The 15,523-nt window shown below is 44.7% G+C and carries 14 protein-coding genes and 1 pseudogene; 8 read left to right on the forward strand and 7 right to left on the reverse strand.

Annotation, left to right across the window (positions count from 1 at the left end; all coding sequences use genetic code 11):
• Positions 1–53: 53 nt before the first annotated feature.
• Positions 54–1,763 carry an ATP-binding protein gene (locus FD724_RS04100; protein ID WP_179071674.1) on the reverse strand — a complete coding sequence of 570 codons (1,710 nt, stop codon included), beginning with the start codon at positions 1,761–1,763 and terminating at the stop codon, positions 54–56.
• A 267-nt stretch (positions 1,764–2,030) separates the two neighbouring features.
• On the opposite strand from FD724_RS04100, the gene FD724_RS04105 reads away from it, so the two are divergent.
• From FD724_RS04105 to FD724_RS41910, 3 genes and pseudogenes are all read left to right on the forward strand, one after another.
• A complete protein-coding gene (locus FD724_RS04105; protein ID WP_179071675.1) occupies positions 2,031–2,852 on the forward strand; it encodes an SDR family oxidoreductase in 822 nt (273 codons plus the stop codon).
• A 424-nt stretch (positions 2,853–3,276) separates the two neighbouring features.
• A complete protein-coding gene (dnaK, locus tag FD724_RS04110; protein ID WP_114084881.1) occupies positions 3,277–5,181 on the forward strand; it encodes a molecular chaperone DnaK in 1,905 nt (634 codons plus the stop codon).
• Between the two features lie 244 nt (positions 5,182–5,425).
• Positions 5,426–5,560 (forward strand): annotated as a pseudogene (locus FD724_RS41910) (ISAs1 family transposase); the annotation flags it as partial.
• A 294-nt stretch (positions 5,561–5,854) separates the two neighbouring features.
• Here the strand turns inward: FD724_RS41910 and FD724_RS04120 are convergent.
• From FD724_RS04120 to FD724_RS04145, 6 genes are all read right to left on the reverse strand, one after another.
• Positions 5,855–6,910, reverse strand: coding sequence for an aromatic ring-hydroxylating dioxygenase subunit alpha (locus FD724_RS04120; protein WP_114084883.1), 1,056 nt, complete (start codon positions 6,908–6,910; stop codon positions 5,855–5,857).
• 183 nt (positions 6,911–7,093) lie between these two features.
• A complete protein-coding gene (locus FD724_RS04125) occupies positions 7,094–7,531 on the reverse strand; it encodes a secondary thiamine-phosphate synthase enzyme YjbQ (protein ID WP_179071677.1) in 438 nt (145 codons plus the stop codon).
• Positions 7,532–7,601: 70 nt separating this feature from the next.
• Positions 7,602–8,768 (reverse strand): pyridoxal phosphate-dependent aminotransferase, encoded by a 1,167-nt coding sequence (locus tag FD724_RS04130; RefSeq protein WP_179071678.1) that lies wholly within the window; start codon positions 8,766–8,768, stop codon positions 7,602–7,604.
• A gap of 262 nt (positions 8,769–9,030) precedes the next feature.
• The gene (locus FD724_RS04135; protein WP_114084886.1) at positions 9,031–9,249 is read right to left on the reverse strand and encodes a hypothetical protein; all 219 of its coding nucleotides are present in this window, start codon (positions 9,247–9,249) and stop codon (positions 9,031–9,033) included.
• Between the two features lie 171 nt (positions 9,250–9,420).
• Positions 9,421–10,443, reverse strand: a complete 1,023-nt coding sequence (locus FD724_RS04140) for a tetratricopeptide repeat protein (RefSeq protein ID WP_179071679.1) — start codon at positions 10,441–10,443, stop codon at positions 9,421–9,423.
• 695 nt (positions 10,444–11,138) lie between these two features.
• Positions 11,139–12,122, reverse strand: coding sequence for an AraC family transcriptional regulator (locus FD724_RS04145; RefSeq protein ID WP_179071680.1), 984 nt, complete (start codon positions 12,120–12,122; stop codon positions 11,139–11,141).
• 146 nt (positions 12,123–12,268) lie between these two features.
• Between FD724_RS04145 and FD724_RS04150 the strand changes: the two genes are divergently transcribed.
• The 5 genes from FD724_RS04150 (at position 12,269) to FD724_RS04170 (ending at position 15,357) form a co-directional block, all read left to right on the forward strand.
• The gene (locus tag FD724_RS04150) at positions 12,269–12,733 is read left to right on the forward strand and encodes a cupin domain-containing protein (protein ID WP_256874445.1); all 465 of its coding nucleotides are present in this window, start codon (positions 12,269–12,271) and stop codon (positions 12,731–12,733) included.
• On the forward strand, positions 12,717–12,854 hold the full coding sequence (locus tag FD724_RS40575) for a hypothetical protein (protein WP_179071681.1): 138 nt from the start codon (positions 12,717–12,719) through the stop codon (positions 12,852–12,854). The genes FD724_RS04150 and FD724_RS40575 overlap by 17 nt, the downstream gene beginning before the upstream one ends.
• A gap of 48 nt (positions 12,855–12,902) precedes the next feature.
• Complete coding sequence (locus tag FD724_RS04160; RefSeq protein ID WP_179071682.1) at positions 12,903–13,259, forward strand: cyclophilin-like fold protein; 357 nt, start codon at positions 12,903–12,905, stop codon at positions 13,257–13,259.
• Positions 13,260–13,392: 133 nt separating this feature from the next.
• Positions 13,393–14,166 carry an SDR family oxidoreductase gene (locus FD724_RS04165; protein WP_179071683.1) on the forward strand — a complete coding sequence of 258 codons (774 nt, stop codon included), beginning with the start codon at positions 13,393–13,395 and terminating at the stop codon, positions 14,164–14,166.
• Positions 14,167–14,265: 99 nt separating this feature from the next.
• Entirely contained in the window at positions 14,266–15,357 is a 1,092-nt protein-coding gene (locus tag FD724_RS04170; protein ID WP_179071684.1) for an alpha/beta hydrolase, read from the forward strand.
• The last annotated feature ends 166 nt before the right edge of the window (positions 15,358–15,523 follow it).

The following is a 15,523-nucleotide window of genomic DNA, read 5'->3' on the forward strand; positions in this document are numbered from 1 at the left end:
GATGTCTACGACAGGCTACGCCTACGCAGTTATGGTCTGAAAAACACTCATACTTAACCTATTATGCGATCGCTGATTGATGATTGTGCTAATTTCCCTGCTCGAATCGGGATTGCAATCACAAACTCTGCACCCTGTCCCGGTGATGAAATACATTCCAAAGAGCCACCATGCTTTTCAGTAATTATCTGGTAGCTGATCGATAATCCCATACCAGTCCCCTTACCAACTGCTTTTGTGGTGAAAAAAGGGTCAAATAAACGCGACTGAATTTCTTTTGGAATTCCCGATCCATTATCAGCAATCCGAATCACAACATTTTCATTTACATGTTCCAAAGAAATGCGAATTAAGGGATTTGGACAAAGTTCTTTTTGGAAACACTCTTCTAAAGCATCGATTGCATTTGCCAAGAGGTTCATAAATACCTGATTCATTTGCCCTGCAAAACACTGAATTTTCGGGATTTCCCCATATTCTTTGACCACTTCAATTTGAGGGCGATTATTTAGTGCCTTGAGCCGATGTTGCAAAATTAACAGAGTACTGTCGATTCCTTCATGCAAATCAGCCGTTTTGAACTCAGCTTCATCCAAGCGAGAGAAAATTCGTAAACTGAGAACAATTTCCCGGATGCGTTTAGCCCCCATTTTCATTGAGGTTAACATCTTAGGCAAATCTTCTATAAGGTACTCAATATCGTTCAGTTGGTTAGCATTTTGAATTTCTGGCTCTGGATAGGGGTAGTGTTTTTGATAAAGCTTAATTAACAGCAACATCTGTTGAGTGTAATCATCAGTGTATTCGAGGTTGCCGTAGATAAAATTAACCGGATTGTTGATTTCATGGGCAACTCCCGCCACTAGTTGACCCAGACTTGACATTTTTTCGGATTGAATTAATTGGATTTGGGTTTTTTGCAGGTCTTTCAGAGCTTGCTGAAGTTCCGCTTCTGCCTCTTGGCGTTCGGTAATTTCGTCTCGTAATTGTTCATTGGCGTTGACCAATTCATTTCTAGAATATTGCAGATCGTCCGCCATTTTATTGAACGAGGTGGCTAACTCGCCAATCTCATCCTGGGAGCGAATACTAACTCTAGTATCGAGTTTACCTTCAGTCAGATTTACCACAGCTTGCTGGAGTTGTTTAATCGGTTTTGAGATGCTTTTAGAGAGCAGATAACCTGCTGCTAATGCAAATACACTACATCCCAGACTGATGAACAACGTCACAATAATATTCTTTTCGGCTGTTGCTAGTGCTGCTTTGTAAAGCGGGGTATATTCCAAAATTACTGCCCCAATTGTTTCACCCTTGCCAGTCTTAAAAGCAACAGCAATCAATTGAATCCCATTTGGGTATTCAGGACTGGACTCAACATAAGTTCTTGGTATACCATCTTGAATAGTTTTACCAACTTCATTATTGCGATCGTGATCTAATCGCGTACCGATATCTTCTGCAACTACATCTGCCAGAATGATTTTATTACGATCTACAATTTCTAGATCGCGCTGACGTTGCTTATGTAGCAATTCTACATGGTTTTGTAAATGGGCTAGCATTTTCTCACGCGATCGCAGTTCGTGGTATTCAAGCTCATGACTTACGAAATATCCCAGTAATCCAGCAACCTCTTCAGCCTCTTGTTGAGCAAGATACTTAGCTATCTTCAATTGTTGATCGGCACTAATCGCACCAACAATTACTGAGATGGTAGCCATTCCCAGAATACCCGAAATTAATTTTTGACTAATTTTCATTCCTTGCTCGAAACCTCAAGTACTTGCTACTGTTCTGATTCAGTTTTGGGAAATTTGCCCTGATTTTAAAATTCCCAATTGTCAGCCTGAAAGCTACAGAATCAACAGCTATTAGCCAAATGTTTTAATCTGAGTCTATTTTGGCGATACCTTCTCTGCGTTCGCGCAGCGTGTCGTAGACAGACGCTACGCTTAGCTTTCTTCCCGCAGGGTACGCTAACCCATTTATTTGAGTAGATTAAAAAGAGACTATCTCAAAGGCAATTTATGACTTCTTTTGAAACTTCGGCTGAAGATTTGGTACTAGTTGCTGGTGCTACTGGTGGAGTAGGGCAACTAGTGGTAGGCAAACTCCTAGAAAAGGGTTTGAAAGTTCGCGTTCTGACACGCAATGCCGCAAAAGTCGAAGAAATGTTTAACCAGAGAGTGGAAATTGCCGTTGGTGACATCCGCCAGCCAGCTACACTCCCAGCTGCAACACAAGATGTCACCCACATCATCAGTTGTACTGGAACCACTGCCTTTCCTTCTTCGCGATGGGAGTTTGACCAACCCCCGAACTTGCTTGAATGGGGAATAACTTTCCTTAACCCCAAATCTAGCGAAGCAAAAGCAAAGAATAGTCCAGCCAAGGTTGATGCCCAAGGTGTCAGCAACCTAGTTACAGCAGCACCCCAGAATTTGAAGCGGTTCATTTTCGTCTCTTCTTGTGGAATTCTCCGTAAAGATCAGTTTCCTTTTAGTATTCTTAATGCGTTCGGCGTGTTGGATGCCAAACAAAAAGGTGAGGAGTCCATTATTAATTCAGGATTGCCCTACACGATTATCCGCCCAGGACGCTTGATTGACGGGCCCTATACTTCATACGACCTCAACACACTGCTAAAGGCCAAAACTGATGGTAAGTATGGTGTGGTTATAGGCACTGGGGATACACTTTCGGGTGATACCAGCCGGATTGATGTAGCAAACGCTTGCGTGGAATGCCTTTTTCAGCCAAGTAGTTCCAAGAAAATTTTTGAAATAGTCAACCAGGGACAAAGACCACCTGTAATTGATTGGGAAACTCTTTTCTCTAGACTTGAGTAAGTGCTGAGTAATATTTAATTCAATGCCCAATGCCCAATGCTCAATGCCCAATTCTCAGTGCTTCTGTAGTTTATTACCTCTAAAGACGGCAAACACCACTCGGACGTTACGGTTCACCCTAATTACTGAAAGTATTAATTCTCATACATTAGACAGAGTGAAGGCAAATCAATCCATGAACCAACTAAAAAAACTATTTAGTTAGTTTAACCGTCCTAAGCAAGGTTCGGGAAACCACCCTTCATGGACTGGCTACCACTAAGCTTCAGTATATATATCAGCATAGTCTGGAGTTTTAACCCCAGGAAAGCCAAATCAAAGGTATTCATGCTGAATTGGCTGATTTATTGACCCTGTTGGTTCAAAATTTAGTCCTTTATATTCTCATTCATTCATTTGTAGTTATACGGAGCCAGCACCTAAAATGGCAAAAGTAGTTGGAATTGACTTAGGAACAACGAACTCCTGCGTGGCAGTGATGGAAGGTGGTAAACCTACTGTAATTGCTAATGCTGAAGGTTTTCGGACAACCCCATCAGTAGTGGCATTTGCGAAAAATGGCGACAACTTGGTTGGCCAAATCGCCAAACGCCAAGCGGTGATGAACCCCGAAAATACGTTTTACTCAGTCAAACGCTTTATCGGTCGCCGCTACGACGAAGTGAGTAACGAAGCAACTGAAGTTTCTTACAAAGTTCTCAGCAGCAACGGCAATGTCAAATTAGATTGTCCGATAGCTGGTAAACCGTTTGCTCCTGAAGAAATTTCTGCAAAAGTTCTTCGCAAACTAGTTGAAGATGCCAGCAAATACCTTGGTGAAACTGTTACCCAAGCTGTAATCACCGTTCCCGCATACTTTAACGACTCTCAACGGCAAGCGACAAAAGACGCTGGTAAAATTGCAGGTATTGAAGTTCTGCGGATTATCAACGAGCCAACTGCTGCTTCTCTAGCTTATGGCTTTGACAAGAAGAGTAACGAAACCATTCTCGTCTTTGACCTTGGTGGTGGTACCTTCGACGTATCCGTGCTAGAAGTAGGAGATGGAGTTTTTGAAGTACTAGCCACATCTGGGGATACACACCTTGGTGGTGATGACTTTGATAAAAAAATAGTTGACTTCTTAGCTGAAAAGTTCAAGAAAGCCGAAGGCATTGAACTACGCAAAGACAAACAAGCTTTACAACGTCTGACAGAAGCCGCAGAAAAAGCAAAAATTGAGCTTTCTAGCGTTACCCAAGCAGAAATCAATTTACCATTTATCACTGCTACCCAGGATGGGCCTAAGCACCTGGATACAACCCTGACTCGTGCCACCTTTGAAGAACTTTGTTCTGACTTAATCGACCGTTGCCGTGTTCCTGTGGAAAACGCTTTGCGCGATGCCAAGTTAAGCAAAGGCGATATTGATGAAGTGGTGTTAGTTGGTGGTTCTACCCGTATTCCCGCAGTCCACCAGATTGTGAAGCAGGTATTGGGTAAAGACCCTAACCAAAGTGTTAACCCTGATGAAGTCGTGGCAATTGGTGCAGCGATTCAAGCAGGTGTACTGAATAATGAAGTCACTGGCATCTTACTGTTAGATGTATCACCACTTTCTTTGGGTGTTGAAACATTGGGCGGCGTAATGACCAAAATTATTCCCCGCAACACAACAATCCCCACCAAAAAATCGGAAGTCTTCTCCACCGCAGTGGATGGTCAAACCAACGTAGAAATTCACGTCCTTCAAGGTGAACGCGAATTTTCTAACGATAACAAGAGTTTGGGAACCTTCCGCCTTGATGGTATTCCTCCTGCACCACGTGGCGTTCCTCAAATTGAAGTGGTGTTCGATATTGACGCTAACGGTATCCTTAACGTCACCGCTAAGGACAAAGGTACTGGCAAAGAACAGTCCATCAGCATAACTGGTGCTTCCACCCTGGATAAAACTGACGTTGACCGGATGGTAAGAGAAGCTGAACAAAATGCTTCATCTGACAAAGAACGGCGTGAGAAGATTGAACGCAAGAACCAAGCCGACTCCTTGTCATACCAAGCTGAAAAGCAGTTACAAGAATTGGGCGATAAAGTTCCGGCTGCTGACAAGACTAAAGTTGAAGGTTTGGTAAAAGAACTGCGGGAAGCAGTTGCCAAAGAAGACGATGAGCAAATCAAAAAGCTCACCCCAGAATTGCAACAAGCTCTATTCGCTGTTGGTAGTAACATCTATCAACAAGCTGGTGCGGGTGCTGCACCAGGTGCTGAACCTCAAGATGGTGGTTCCACCTCTAGCTCTGGTAGCGGCGACGATGTGATTGACGCTGATTTTACAGAGAGTAAATAATTCCTCTACTTCTTTCGGGATAATTATTTTGTCCCGCCTCATATTACCCACCCAGGTTAATACCTGGGTGGGAATTTTTTTAGAAGTTATGAGTAAAAATAAATAATATTGCTACTTTTAATTTATTTGTAACTCCTCACTATTAACTCCCTTATGCCATATCCACAAGCAGGGTGGTTTCATACAACGAGAGAAAAATAATAATGGTTTGTAGAGGGTAAAGAAAAATGGATAACTAACAAGTATGAATCTCGTCGAACAATTGCAGCAAGTCCCAGACTATAGGCAAATCCGAGGACGAAGACATGAATTATGGTTATTATTGTTACTAATATTGCTGGGAGCAATGACAGGATATTGGGGCTACCCACCACTCGAAGAAAACCACCCTGCCCTTCCTGCGTCGGGAAGGGGGTTAGGGGGTTAGGTCTTTGGTGGACTTTTGCACACAACGTGAAAAGTCAGGGGAGCCTGTAACTCGAAATTAATTAATTCAAAATTTTCTTTATTCTTCCTAACAGAATTTTGTATTTTGAATTAAACCAAGGTCAAATCAATGAATCATTTATTCTGGCGGCTCTTTTATTGATTACTGGAATTGTTCTATTAATTGTGTCAGGGTATCATCATCAGCTAAAGTGCCCAAAATTTGCAGAATTCACTTTGAAGTAATTTAAGCACGCCAGCGAAGTACTTGATCCTTAACAGGGTTCACAAATTCTCGTCCTTCAGCGACAGACCGAGCATACTCCCGCTTTAACTGGTAATACCACTGCGCCTGCATATCTGAATCCTTAATCAGTCGCAGAACAGGATTATATTTAAGGCCAATCTGTTGCTTTTCCACAACCGTTCGGTCTTGACCTAAGAAGGTTTGTGCCAGTACATGCAGGAGTGGCTTGAAAAATCCCACCCAGGGAAGTGTCGAATAAAGAACAAAATTTACCTCAGTTTCTGTGTCTGAAATGGGGGTAACTGCCGTTAAATTAACAACTCTATGCTTGCCAATTGTGGTTTCTTCTATTCTGACGCTAGGTAAACGAAAAGAAATCTCCGTTTCCGGCACACCACCACCAATCAGCAAGTATAATCGACCTCCATTCGCTGGTAATCGGTGTCGTCGCATAGTAAAGCCGTAGGGTGAAGCATCAAATTGCTTGACTTCCTCATGCAGTTGCCCACTTCGCCACCACCAAGCACGATGAACATAAGGGGAATGAGCAGGGTCCATCAGACCTACTACTGCATGATCCACAAAACAGGGAAATCTCATCACCTCTACAAATTGGGGCGATTGCTCCTCAAACCCTGGAATCACCGGAATTTCCATCTCAGAAGCAGCAGGCTGAGATTTATCGGGATCAGCCATATATATCCAAATATTCCCTTGGGCTTCCCGAACTTCGTAGGATTGTACGTCAAAGCGGCTTAAATCCATCTGCTGCTCCTCAACAAGAGATGGAATTGCAGTGCAGCGTCCACCTGAGTTAAAGCGCCAACCGTGATAGCAGCATTCCACTTCCTGTCCATCGAATCTACCACAACTCAAAGGCACGGCACGATGAGGACAAATATCTCTCATAGCCGAGACTTTACCATTCTGATCTCGGACTAACAGCACAGGTTCACCCAAGAAAATGCGGCTGATCATCATACCTGGCTTGATATGATTACTAGGCAGAGCATAGTACCAAGTATTACGTAATACAAAGTTATCGTTATTTTTCATCACTAATTGCCTCTGCCTTTGACACAACGAAAGTTCTGGTTTGTGGAAAGGAAGGTTATGCTTAGAAACATTCTTTCAGATTTTTAATTGCTGTAAGTAAATTCAACTGATGCACTTGTTAGTCGTGTTCGTAATTCTCTCAGATTTGGGTTGTTCTGAGAGGATTGTAGATGTGAAGTTGCATTATTCGCCAGAAATTTGGACAAATACCGTTCTTTTGCGCGGCCCATCCAACTCAAAAAACAACACAGATTGCCAGGTTCCCAAAGCTAATTTACCATCCACAATGGGAATTATCTCACTAGTGGTCAGCATCATTGCCATTAAATGAGAGTGAGCATTAATCGGCTCATCTTCTGGGACATCTCTTAAATGCAAGTCATTATGCAAGTAACTGTCCGACTCTGGTGCTAATTTTTGTAAGAATGTTTTTATATCTTCTAACAGTCTGACTTCATTCTCGTTGATAGCTAAAGCCGTTGTTGTATGTCGAGAAAATACTAAAATTTGTCCATTTTTAATTGCTGCTGAAGCAAGCAAATCCTGAATTTGTGGTGTGATATTATAAATATTAATTTTTGGCTCAGTTTCAATTTCAATAAGCTTATTAATAATCGCCATCTGTTCAATTTTATATTTAGGATTTTCGGGGAGGCAGGAGGCAGGGGGCAGGAGGCAGAATGAATGACTTTTAACTCTTAACTATATTTTCCAAACCTTGTACTAATCTTTCTATACCTTCTTTAGCTGTCTCTTTTTGCAGCGCACCGTAAGCAACGCGCAGGTAACATCCGTCATCCATACCAAAGGTTGTACCTGGAATGACTGCTACTTTATGTTCCTGGATTAGTCTTTTAACTAACTCAAAAGCATCCATTTGAGTATTAACTTTGAGGAAAAAATAGAAAGCGCCATTAGCAGGTGTGATGCTACATAAACCTTCTAGGCGGTTAAGGGAGTCGAGTACTAATTGCCGAACTTGAGAAATTGCACCTATATTATTCTGCAAATACTCCTCTTTTGCCTGCAATGCCCCTAAAGCTGCATATTGGGAAATTACTGGCGGACAAATCAAAATTGTATCCTGGACTTTTTTTATAGCGACAAATAAGTCTTTGGGAATCACCATATAGCCAATGCGCCAACTAGCAAAACCGTATGCTTTGGAAAGGCTAAATAGAGAAATAGTGTACTTGCTACTCCCAAATGCACCAGGAGAAACGTGTTTTACGCCATTATAGGTAAAGTATTCATAAGCTTCATCGCTGATGTGGTAAATGCCATTAGTGTCACAAATTTGATTTACTTGGCGCAATGCTGCTTCTGAATAGACGACTCCAGTGGGATTATTGGGCGAAATTGTCACCACAGCCCGTGTTTTGGGAGTAATTGCTTGAGCGATCGCTTCTGGGCGTAGTTGGTAATTTTCATCTGTCGCCACTAACACCGCACGACAACCAGCAATTGCGATCGCCATTTCATGGTTGAAATAGTAAGGCGTATTCAAAATAATTTCATCGCCTGGGTTAGTAATAGCAAGAATGGCATTCATAAATCCCATATTGCTCCCTGCTGTCACAACGATGCAGTTTTCCCCATTGATTTCAATACCATTGAAGGCTTGCAATTTTCCAGCAAGTGCTGTCAGCAATGGGGGAATTCCCTCAACAGATTTGTATAAATTGTTAGCAGGCTCGGCGAGAAATTTGGGTAAAAATTCGATAGTTTCCGGTGGTGGGTTGTAATGAACAACACCCTGTCCTAGAGAGATTGTTCCTGGAGAGTTTTTAATCAGTTCCCCAACCACAGGAATAATCGGCGACTGTACACCCTGCATACGAGAGGTTAGGGATTCCATATTTACTGGGAATTGGGAATTGGGAATTGGGAATTGGGAATTGGGAATTGGGAATTGGGAATTGGGAATTGGGAATTGGGAATTGGGAAACCCACGGCTTTCAAGCGTGGGATTGTAACAAAGACACCGATTTAAGAGCGCTGCGCGTCTCGAAAAACATCTTTTTTCAAATGGGATTTTGACCCATAGCTAAAGTTTCTATCACTATTCCCTGTTCCCAATTCCCAATAATAATTAACCGGATTTGCGATTAATCAAAAATTTAATCAATCGAAATCTGTTGAGGCCCACTTGCTTTGCCATTATGTGCTTCTGTTGTGCTGCTGGTATAGCTATTTGAGCCGCCCTGTTGAGCCAGCCAGCTTTTAACAGGATCGTCTGCAAGATTGAGCCGAAGCACACCAGAGAATAACCCACCCACAAATGAGGCTGGATGCTGGATAAATTCTCTGAATATAGGTGACAATTCACTAATGAACATAAAAAGACTCCTGGCGGTGCCATCAAAAATTATTACTTCTTAATTGATCGTAACCTGTTGATTAGTATATGGTCGGCGGTAGTGAAGTTGCGAACTTTTTGAGCTTCAATTCGAACAAAAAAATTCCCGACTTCTTTAAGAAGTCGGGAATTTGAGCCTGTTGCATCTAAATTACAGAGAATCTATAAACTGCTGTACTTTTTCCAGGAGTGGCTGGTGTTCGATTTGCTCTGCTAAATCTTGAGCGTTTTGGTAGCACGATCGCGCCATTTTTTTACGTTTCGTTGTGGCGTAAAGGGTTCCCATATTCAGCAAAGTTGAAATTTCTCCGAGATTATCGCCTAGTTGTTGATAAATCACAATGGCTTGCTTGTAGAACTTCATTGCTTGGCGATGCTGTGCCAGGGTGCTGTAGGTAAAACCAATGTTGTGAAGGGTTGTTGCTTCGCCTGCGCGATCGCTGATTGCCCGACGTGTCAAAAGAACTTGATAGTATAGTAATAGCGCTTGTTTCGGTTTTCCTAAATCACTATAGATTGAGGCAATATTATTCAAAGTGGTTGCTTCACCAAGCACATTCTTGACGGCTCGTTGAATTGGAAGTGCCGCTTCAAAAAATTCTAGCGCTTGCTCAAACTTGCCTAAGACATTGTAAGCAAACCCAATGCCATTAAGCGTTGTTGCTTCACCAGAAAAGTCACCCAACAATCGCCGCATCCTCAAAATTTGGTGTTGTAGCAACAGTGCCCGTTTCGGTTCTCCTAAGCGGGTATAAATTAGCGCTACATCATTAAGAGTAGAAACTTCACTTTGAATATCTTGCGATCGCCTAAAGATTGGCAGTGCTTTGTCAAAATATTCTAAAGCTTGCGAAAAGCGTCCAAGACGGCTGTAGGTAGAACCCAGATTGCTAAGTGCGGTTGCTTCTGCTGGCGGGTTGCCAATTTCAACAGCAACCGAAAGCGCCTGATGAAAGCGCTCTAATGCTCTTTGAGGTTGCCAGCAACTGAGGTGAGCTAAACCGAGATCGTTTAATGTATGGCCTTCTCTGGCTCGATCTCGAATTGCTCTAGCCAAATGTAAATTTTTGGTTGCAAGATCGAGAGATTCTTGAAATTTACCGCGCTGGTAGTAGCGGTTTGCTTCATCACGACGTTGTTCCCACTCTTTGACTTGATTTAAAGGTTGCTTCATCTGACCTCAGTTGCTTTCTGCGATAAGTAGGCAGGAAATCTCTTGGGAGTAATCCCTCTTAGGTTTCCCAAATTTTAACCTTAATCTTCTATCTTTAGATATAAGACGTAAATAGAGAAGTATGATATTGTTCCATATCTATAGGAAGATTTATGAAGCAATTAATACAAATACTCCAATAGGGGCGTACATCTGTGTATCCCTAGCAAAAACCTATATTCCAAGTAATTAGAAGGCTAATATTGCCGAATTTTGAGAGAATTCAGCAATTTTTTGTCAGATAAGCTAACGCGCCTACATATTTCAATATTTTCCGTGTAGACCGTCATTAGTCATCAAAAATATGGGTCTGAAACCCCGTGCTTCACGCAATGCTTTAAAGTAATGAGTAAGGAGTAATGAGTAATGAGTGGATGAAAAATGGGTATTTACTCATTACTTATTACTTATTACTCATTACTCCAGAATCACCGTGCGTACCCTTCTCCTGACGGAGACGCTGCGCGAACGGGAACGCCAAGGGCGAACACGCCCGTGAGTATGTCAATTGTCATTTGTGTTTACCAAGGACAAAGGACAATTGACAAAGGACAACCTCACCAGTTGATGTGCAATCTTATTTGCGTAACAGCTTATTAGCAGGCAATTCTAGAGTACAGACAGTCTTACCAAGATGCCGTGACCAGAACAGGAGATCAGATTGAGCTAGCAGTCTCCCTAGCAGCTTCTCGCAGCCGCTCCACATCGCGCATCGGTGGCGCACCAAAAAGCCGCTTGTACTCCCGGTTAAAATGCGAGGCATCGTCATAACCCACGCGGTAGGCAGCACTGGTAGCATCAAGCTTTTCCCCCAGCATCAGACGGCGAGCCTCCTGGAGCCGAAGTTGCTTTTGGTACTGCAAGGGACTCATGGCAGTGACAGACTTGAAGTGATGGTGGAAGCCCGATACACTCATTCCCAGCTCTCGTGCGATGCTTTCAATCTTGATCGGCTCGTTAAAGTCTTTACGAAGTCGCTCGACGGCTCTGGCGATGTGGTAGGTGTAGCCACCCAGAACTGCAATATGACGGAGCCGATTACCTTGCTCTCCCATCAGGAGTCGATAAATGATTTCCCGTTTAATCAGTGGTGCAAGAACATGAGCTTCAGCAGGGGAATCTAAAAGCCTGACGAGCCGCACCACAGCGTCCAACAGATTTGCATTCAATGGACTTACATCAATAGCTTTCACATCAGCATGGTTGCGCGATGAGGGATACCCTGCCTCGACCATCACTGAGCCAACAAGGGTAGGGTCAAGATCGAGGCGAAGACTCAGGTACGGTTGCGCCTTTGACGCTTCCAGAATTTGGCTGATAATTGGCAGTTCAACCGTAGCAAGCAGATAATGCATCGGATCGTACAGATAGCGATCGCTGCCCAGAAGAACTTCTTTGCTGCCCTGAGCGATCGCACAAAACGCAGGGATAGAGACACTATGAACGCATTCCGAAGGCGAGGAGGAGCGGTTGAAATGCAAACCTTTGAGCGGCTCAATCGTCCCATCATGAGGAATCGCTTGTGCAATCAGCTCTTTCAATTCGTCTCTGTTGGCTTGCGTTCTGTCTACCTCGCGCTTTGCCTGCGGGTCGTTCATTAAAGCGATATCGGACTTTTCACTCGTTTTGGCAGCGTTCATTTCTAAGTTTGCAGGATTGTACAACAATCTTAGACGATCGTCCTATTACTTGCCCTTCAAAATGCCTAAAATGAAGCTAAAGCAAGGAAAAATGATTTCAGCTTCTTATAAGCACTCTGGATTTTTATTCAATATAAAACTCAGTTTTGATTGGGCAAGAGACTTGCCTACTAGCCATCAAAATCGCATCAAGTCAAGGAATTAAGAAAATGGACATTAAAAGAAGTGGCTCACAGCCTTCCGCCAAAGGGCCGGCTGAGTATTTTACCGGCACTGTCCGCGTTGACCCCCTGTTTGAGGCACACAATCCAGCGCGCACGTCTGGAGCCAGTGTCACGTTTGAGCCTGGCGCTCGGACAGCATGGCACACCCACCCATTGGGACAAACCCTAATCGTGACAGCTGGCTGTGGACTTATACAGCGATGGGGCGGTGCGATCGAGGAAATTCGACCGGGGGACGCGATCTGGATCTCGCCGGGTGAGAAGCATTGGCACGGTGCTACAGCAACCACAGCGATGACGCACATCGCCATTCAGGAATGGCTCGATGGTAAGCCTGTGGACTGGCTGGAGCATGTCAGCAACGAGCAGTATGGAGGAATATCTTAGTGCTGTTGAGATGGTTTTCCATCAAGAGGAAAAACTGCCAGCAGAGAATGCTGATTTTGGTTCTCGCCCTAGTGATGTCCCTGAGTTACTCAGCCTGCCGTGCCGACAACAGTCTGACTAGCAGTGCCTCGTTGAAGATGCCGACTGAAATATCAACCAAGCAGGCAGTATGAAGATAAACATCAAGGTCAAAGACAAAGTTGTTACAGCCACTTTGATCGACAGCAAAACCACTCAGGATTTTATTTCCCTGCTGCCATTAACGCTGACATTAGAAGATTACGCGAAAACCGAAAAAATTAGTTATCTGCCAAAAAAATTATCTACAGAAGATGCACCTCCAGGCAGTGATCCTGCTATTGGAGATATTGCTTATTACTCTCCCTGGGGGAATTTGGCGATGTATTACAGCGATTCTGGATACGCCAACGGACTCGTTATCCTCGGAAAAATAGATGGTGGCATCGAGGCATTTAATGTTCCTGGTTCTGTAGAAGTGACAATCGAGCTTGTTCAATCGCAATAAAGAGGGCGATCTGGCAACTCGATGGCAAACCTGTGGACTGGATGGAAAAGGTCAGCGACGAGCAGTATCCAACCGATCTCCGCATCTGGTGGTTTTAAGACCTTGTTAGGTAAAGAATTAAAGGAAAAAAATCATGACAACGAACGAGAATGGAAACTACACAGGAAAAGTTGCGTTTGTAACTGGAGCAGCGAACGGCATCGGTCGAGCTACGGCGCTAGCATTTGCTCGTGAGGGTGCTAATGTAGTGGTCGCCGACGTTTCAGAACAGGGCAACCAAGAAACGGTACACATGATCAAAGAACTCGGCGGACGAGCGATCGCCGTCAAGTGCAATGTGACACGAAGTGAGGACGTGAAGGCGGCTCTTTCCAAGACCATCGAGACCTTTGGGCGGCTGGACTTTGCTTTCAACAACGCCGGTGTGGAGCAGAAAAATACAGCAACAGCGGAAATCGAAGAAGAAGAGTGGGATCGGATCGTAGACATCGACCTGCGTGGCGTTTTTCTGTGCATGAAGTATGAAATTCCGCTGTTACTCAAGCAAGGGGGCGGCGCGATCGTGAATACATCATCGGGTGCCGGGGTCATAGGCATCAAGGGCGGAGCTGCATACACCGCCGCAAAACACGGCGTGATCGGACTCACCAAGTCGGCGGCTCTTGACTATGCCTCCCAGAACATCCGCGTCAACGCCGTTGCCCCCGGTTACATTGACACACCGATGATGGATCGCTTCACTGGCGGCACTGCTGAAGGACGCAAGCAGGTAATTTCGGAGGAGCCGATCGGACGGATGGGTCAGCCCGAAGAGATTGCCAATGCCGTTGTCTGGCTGTGTTCAGACGCGGCTGCCTTCGTCGTTGGACACGCCTTGGTCGTCGATGGCGGTCAAACGGTGCAGTGATTGTTCGTCGCCAACCGTGACACCGTTGCAGCGAGTGGAGATCCCGCCAAGCAGACGCGTCGAACCGTAGCGAACCAATCCCCACATTTGGAGAACTCAATGAAACACCTCGTTATACTACCCCTCTTGATAAGTGCAATCGGCACGACGACGGCGGCAGTTGCGCTCGACAAAACACAGGTCTCGCGTCAGATATCCCAGGCACCCGTACAGCAGTCTGCTGTGGTCAATGGGGCGGACAACTTCTATAAGAGCGACAAGGTAACTATGCAAAAGATTACGTTCAAAAACCAATACAACATGCAGGTTGCTGGAAATCTCTTCATTCCCAAAACCTTGAATCCCAACGCTAAGAATCCGGCAATCATTGTTGGACACCCAATGGGCGCAGTCAAAGAACAGAGCGCAAATCTGTATGCCCAAAAGCTGGCTGACCAGGGATTCGTCACCTTGTCCGTCGATTTGTCCTTCTGGGGCGAGAGTGAGGGGCAGCCCCGCAACGTTGTTTCGCCGGATATTTATGCCGAGGATTTCAGTGCTGCGGTAGATTTTTTGGGTACCCAGAAAATCGTTGACAGGAACCGGATTGGCATTCTGGGGATTTGCGGTAGCGGGAGCTTTGCCATCAGCGCCGCCAAGATCGACCCGCGCTTGAAGGCCATTGCGACGGTCAGTATGTACGACATGGGTGCAGCCAACCGTAACGGGTTGAGGCGTTCTACGACCCTTGAACAGAGAAAGAAAGCGATCGCAGAGGCGGCTGAACAACGCTATGTGGAGTTCACGGGCGGCGAGACCAAATACACAAGCGGAACTGTGCATGAACTGAATGAGAACTCCACCGCTATTGAGCGTGAGTTTTATGACTTCTACCGCACTCCCAGGGGCGAATACACACCCCAAGGTTCATCGCCGAAACTGACAACGCACCCGACGCTTACCAGCAACATCAAATTCATGAACTTCTACCCGTTCAACGACATTGAGACGATTTCACCTCGTCCTATGCTGTTCATCACAGGTGACAATGCACATTCGAGGGAGTTCAGCGAAGATGCCTACAAACGCGCCGCCGAGCCAAAGGATCTCTACATCGTTCCCAATGCGGGACACGTCGATTTGTATGACCGAGTGAACCTGATTCCCTGGGAAAAACTTACATCCTTTTTCAATCAGCATCTCACTCGTTGATGCACTCCCCCGTTTAAAAAACCATTGAAGAAGAATTCAGAAGTCAGAATTCAGGAGTCAGAATAAATCAGTCGGGGATTCAGACCCGCGACTGATTAAAGACCACCAAATCTACGATTCGGTGGGGGTCTTAAACCCGGCTATTCAGACGCTCTCTACGAGACGC

The sequence above is a fragment of the Nostoc sp. C057 genome (assembly GCF_013393925.1).
GTDB lineage: Bacteria > Cyanobacteriota > Cyanobacteriia > Cyanobacteriales > Nostocaceae > Nostoc > Nostoc muscorum_A.

Bases quoted from the DNA above. Each gene is read 5' to 3' on its own strand.
- FD724_RS04160 (WP_179071682.1), top strand. From the start codon at position 12,903: ATGAAGATAAACATCAAGGTCAAAGACAAAGTTGTTACAGCCACTTTG.
- FD724_RS04170 (WP_179071684.1), top strand. From the start codon at position 14,266: ATGAAACACCTCGTTATACTACCCCTCTTGATAAGTGCAATCGGCACG.
- FD724_RS40575 (WP_179071681.1), top strand. From the start codon at position 12,717: ATGGAGGAATATCTTAGTGCTGTTGAGATGGTTTTCCATCAAGAGGAA.
- FD724_RS04130 (WP_179071678.1), bottom strand. From the start codon at position 8,768: ATGGAATCCCTAACCTCTCGTATGCAGGGTGTACAGTCGCCGATTATT.
- FD724_RS04120 (WP_114084883.1), bottom strand. From the start codon at position 6,910: ATGAAAAATAACGATAACTTTGTATTACGTAATACTTGGTACTATGCT.
- FD724_RS04140 (WP_179071679.1), bottom strand. From the start codon at position 10,443: ATGAAGCAACCTTTAAATCAAGTCAAAGAGTGGGAACAACGTCGTGAT.
- dnaK (WP_114084881.1), top strand. From the start codon at position 3,277: ATGGCAAAAGTAGTTGGAATTGACTTAGGAACAACGAACTCCTGCGTG.
- FD724_RS04135 (WP_114084886.1), bottom strand. From the start codon at position 9,249: ATGTTCATTAGTGAATTGTCACCTATATTCAGAGAATTTATCCAGCAT.
- FD724_RS04145 (WP_179071680.1), bottom strand. From the start codon at position 12,122: ATGAACGCTGCCAAAACGAGTGAAAAGTCCGATATCGCTTTAATGAAC.
- FD724_RS04125 (WP_179071677.1), bottom strand. From the start codon at position 7,531: ATGGCGATTATTAATAAGCTTATTGAAATTGAAACTGAGCCAAAAATT.
- FD724_RS04100 (WP_179071674.1), bottom strand. From the start codon at position 1,763: ATGAAAATTAGTCAAAAATTAATTTCGGGTATTCTGGGAATGGCTACC.
- FD724_RS04165 (WP_179071683.1), top strand. From the start codon at position 13,393: ATGACAACGAACGAGAATGGAAACTACACAGGAAAAGTTGCGTTTGTA.
- FD724_RS04105 (WP_179071675.1), top strand. From the start codon at position 2,031: ATGACTTCTTTTGAAACTTCGGCTGAAGATTTGGTACTAGTTGCTGGT.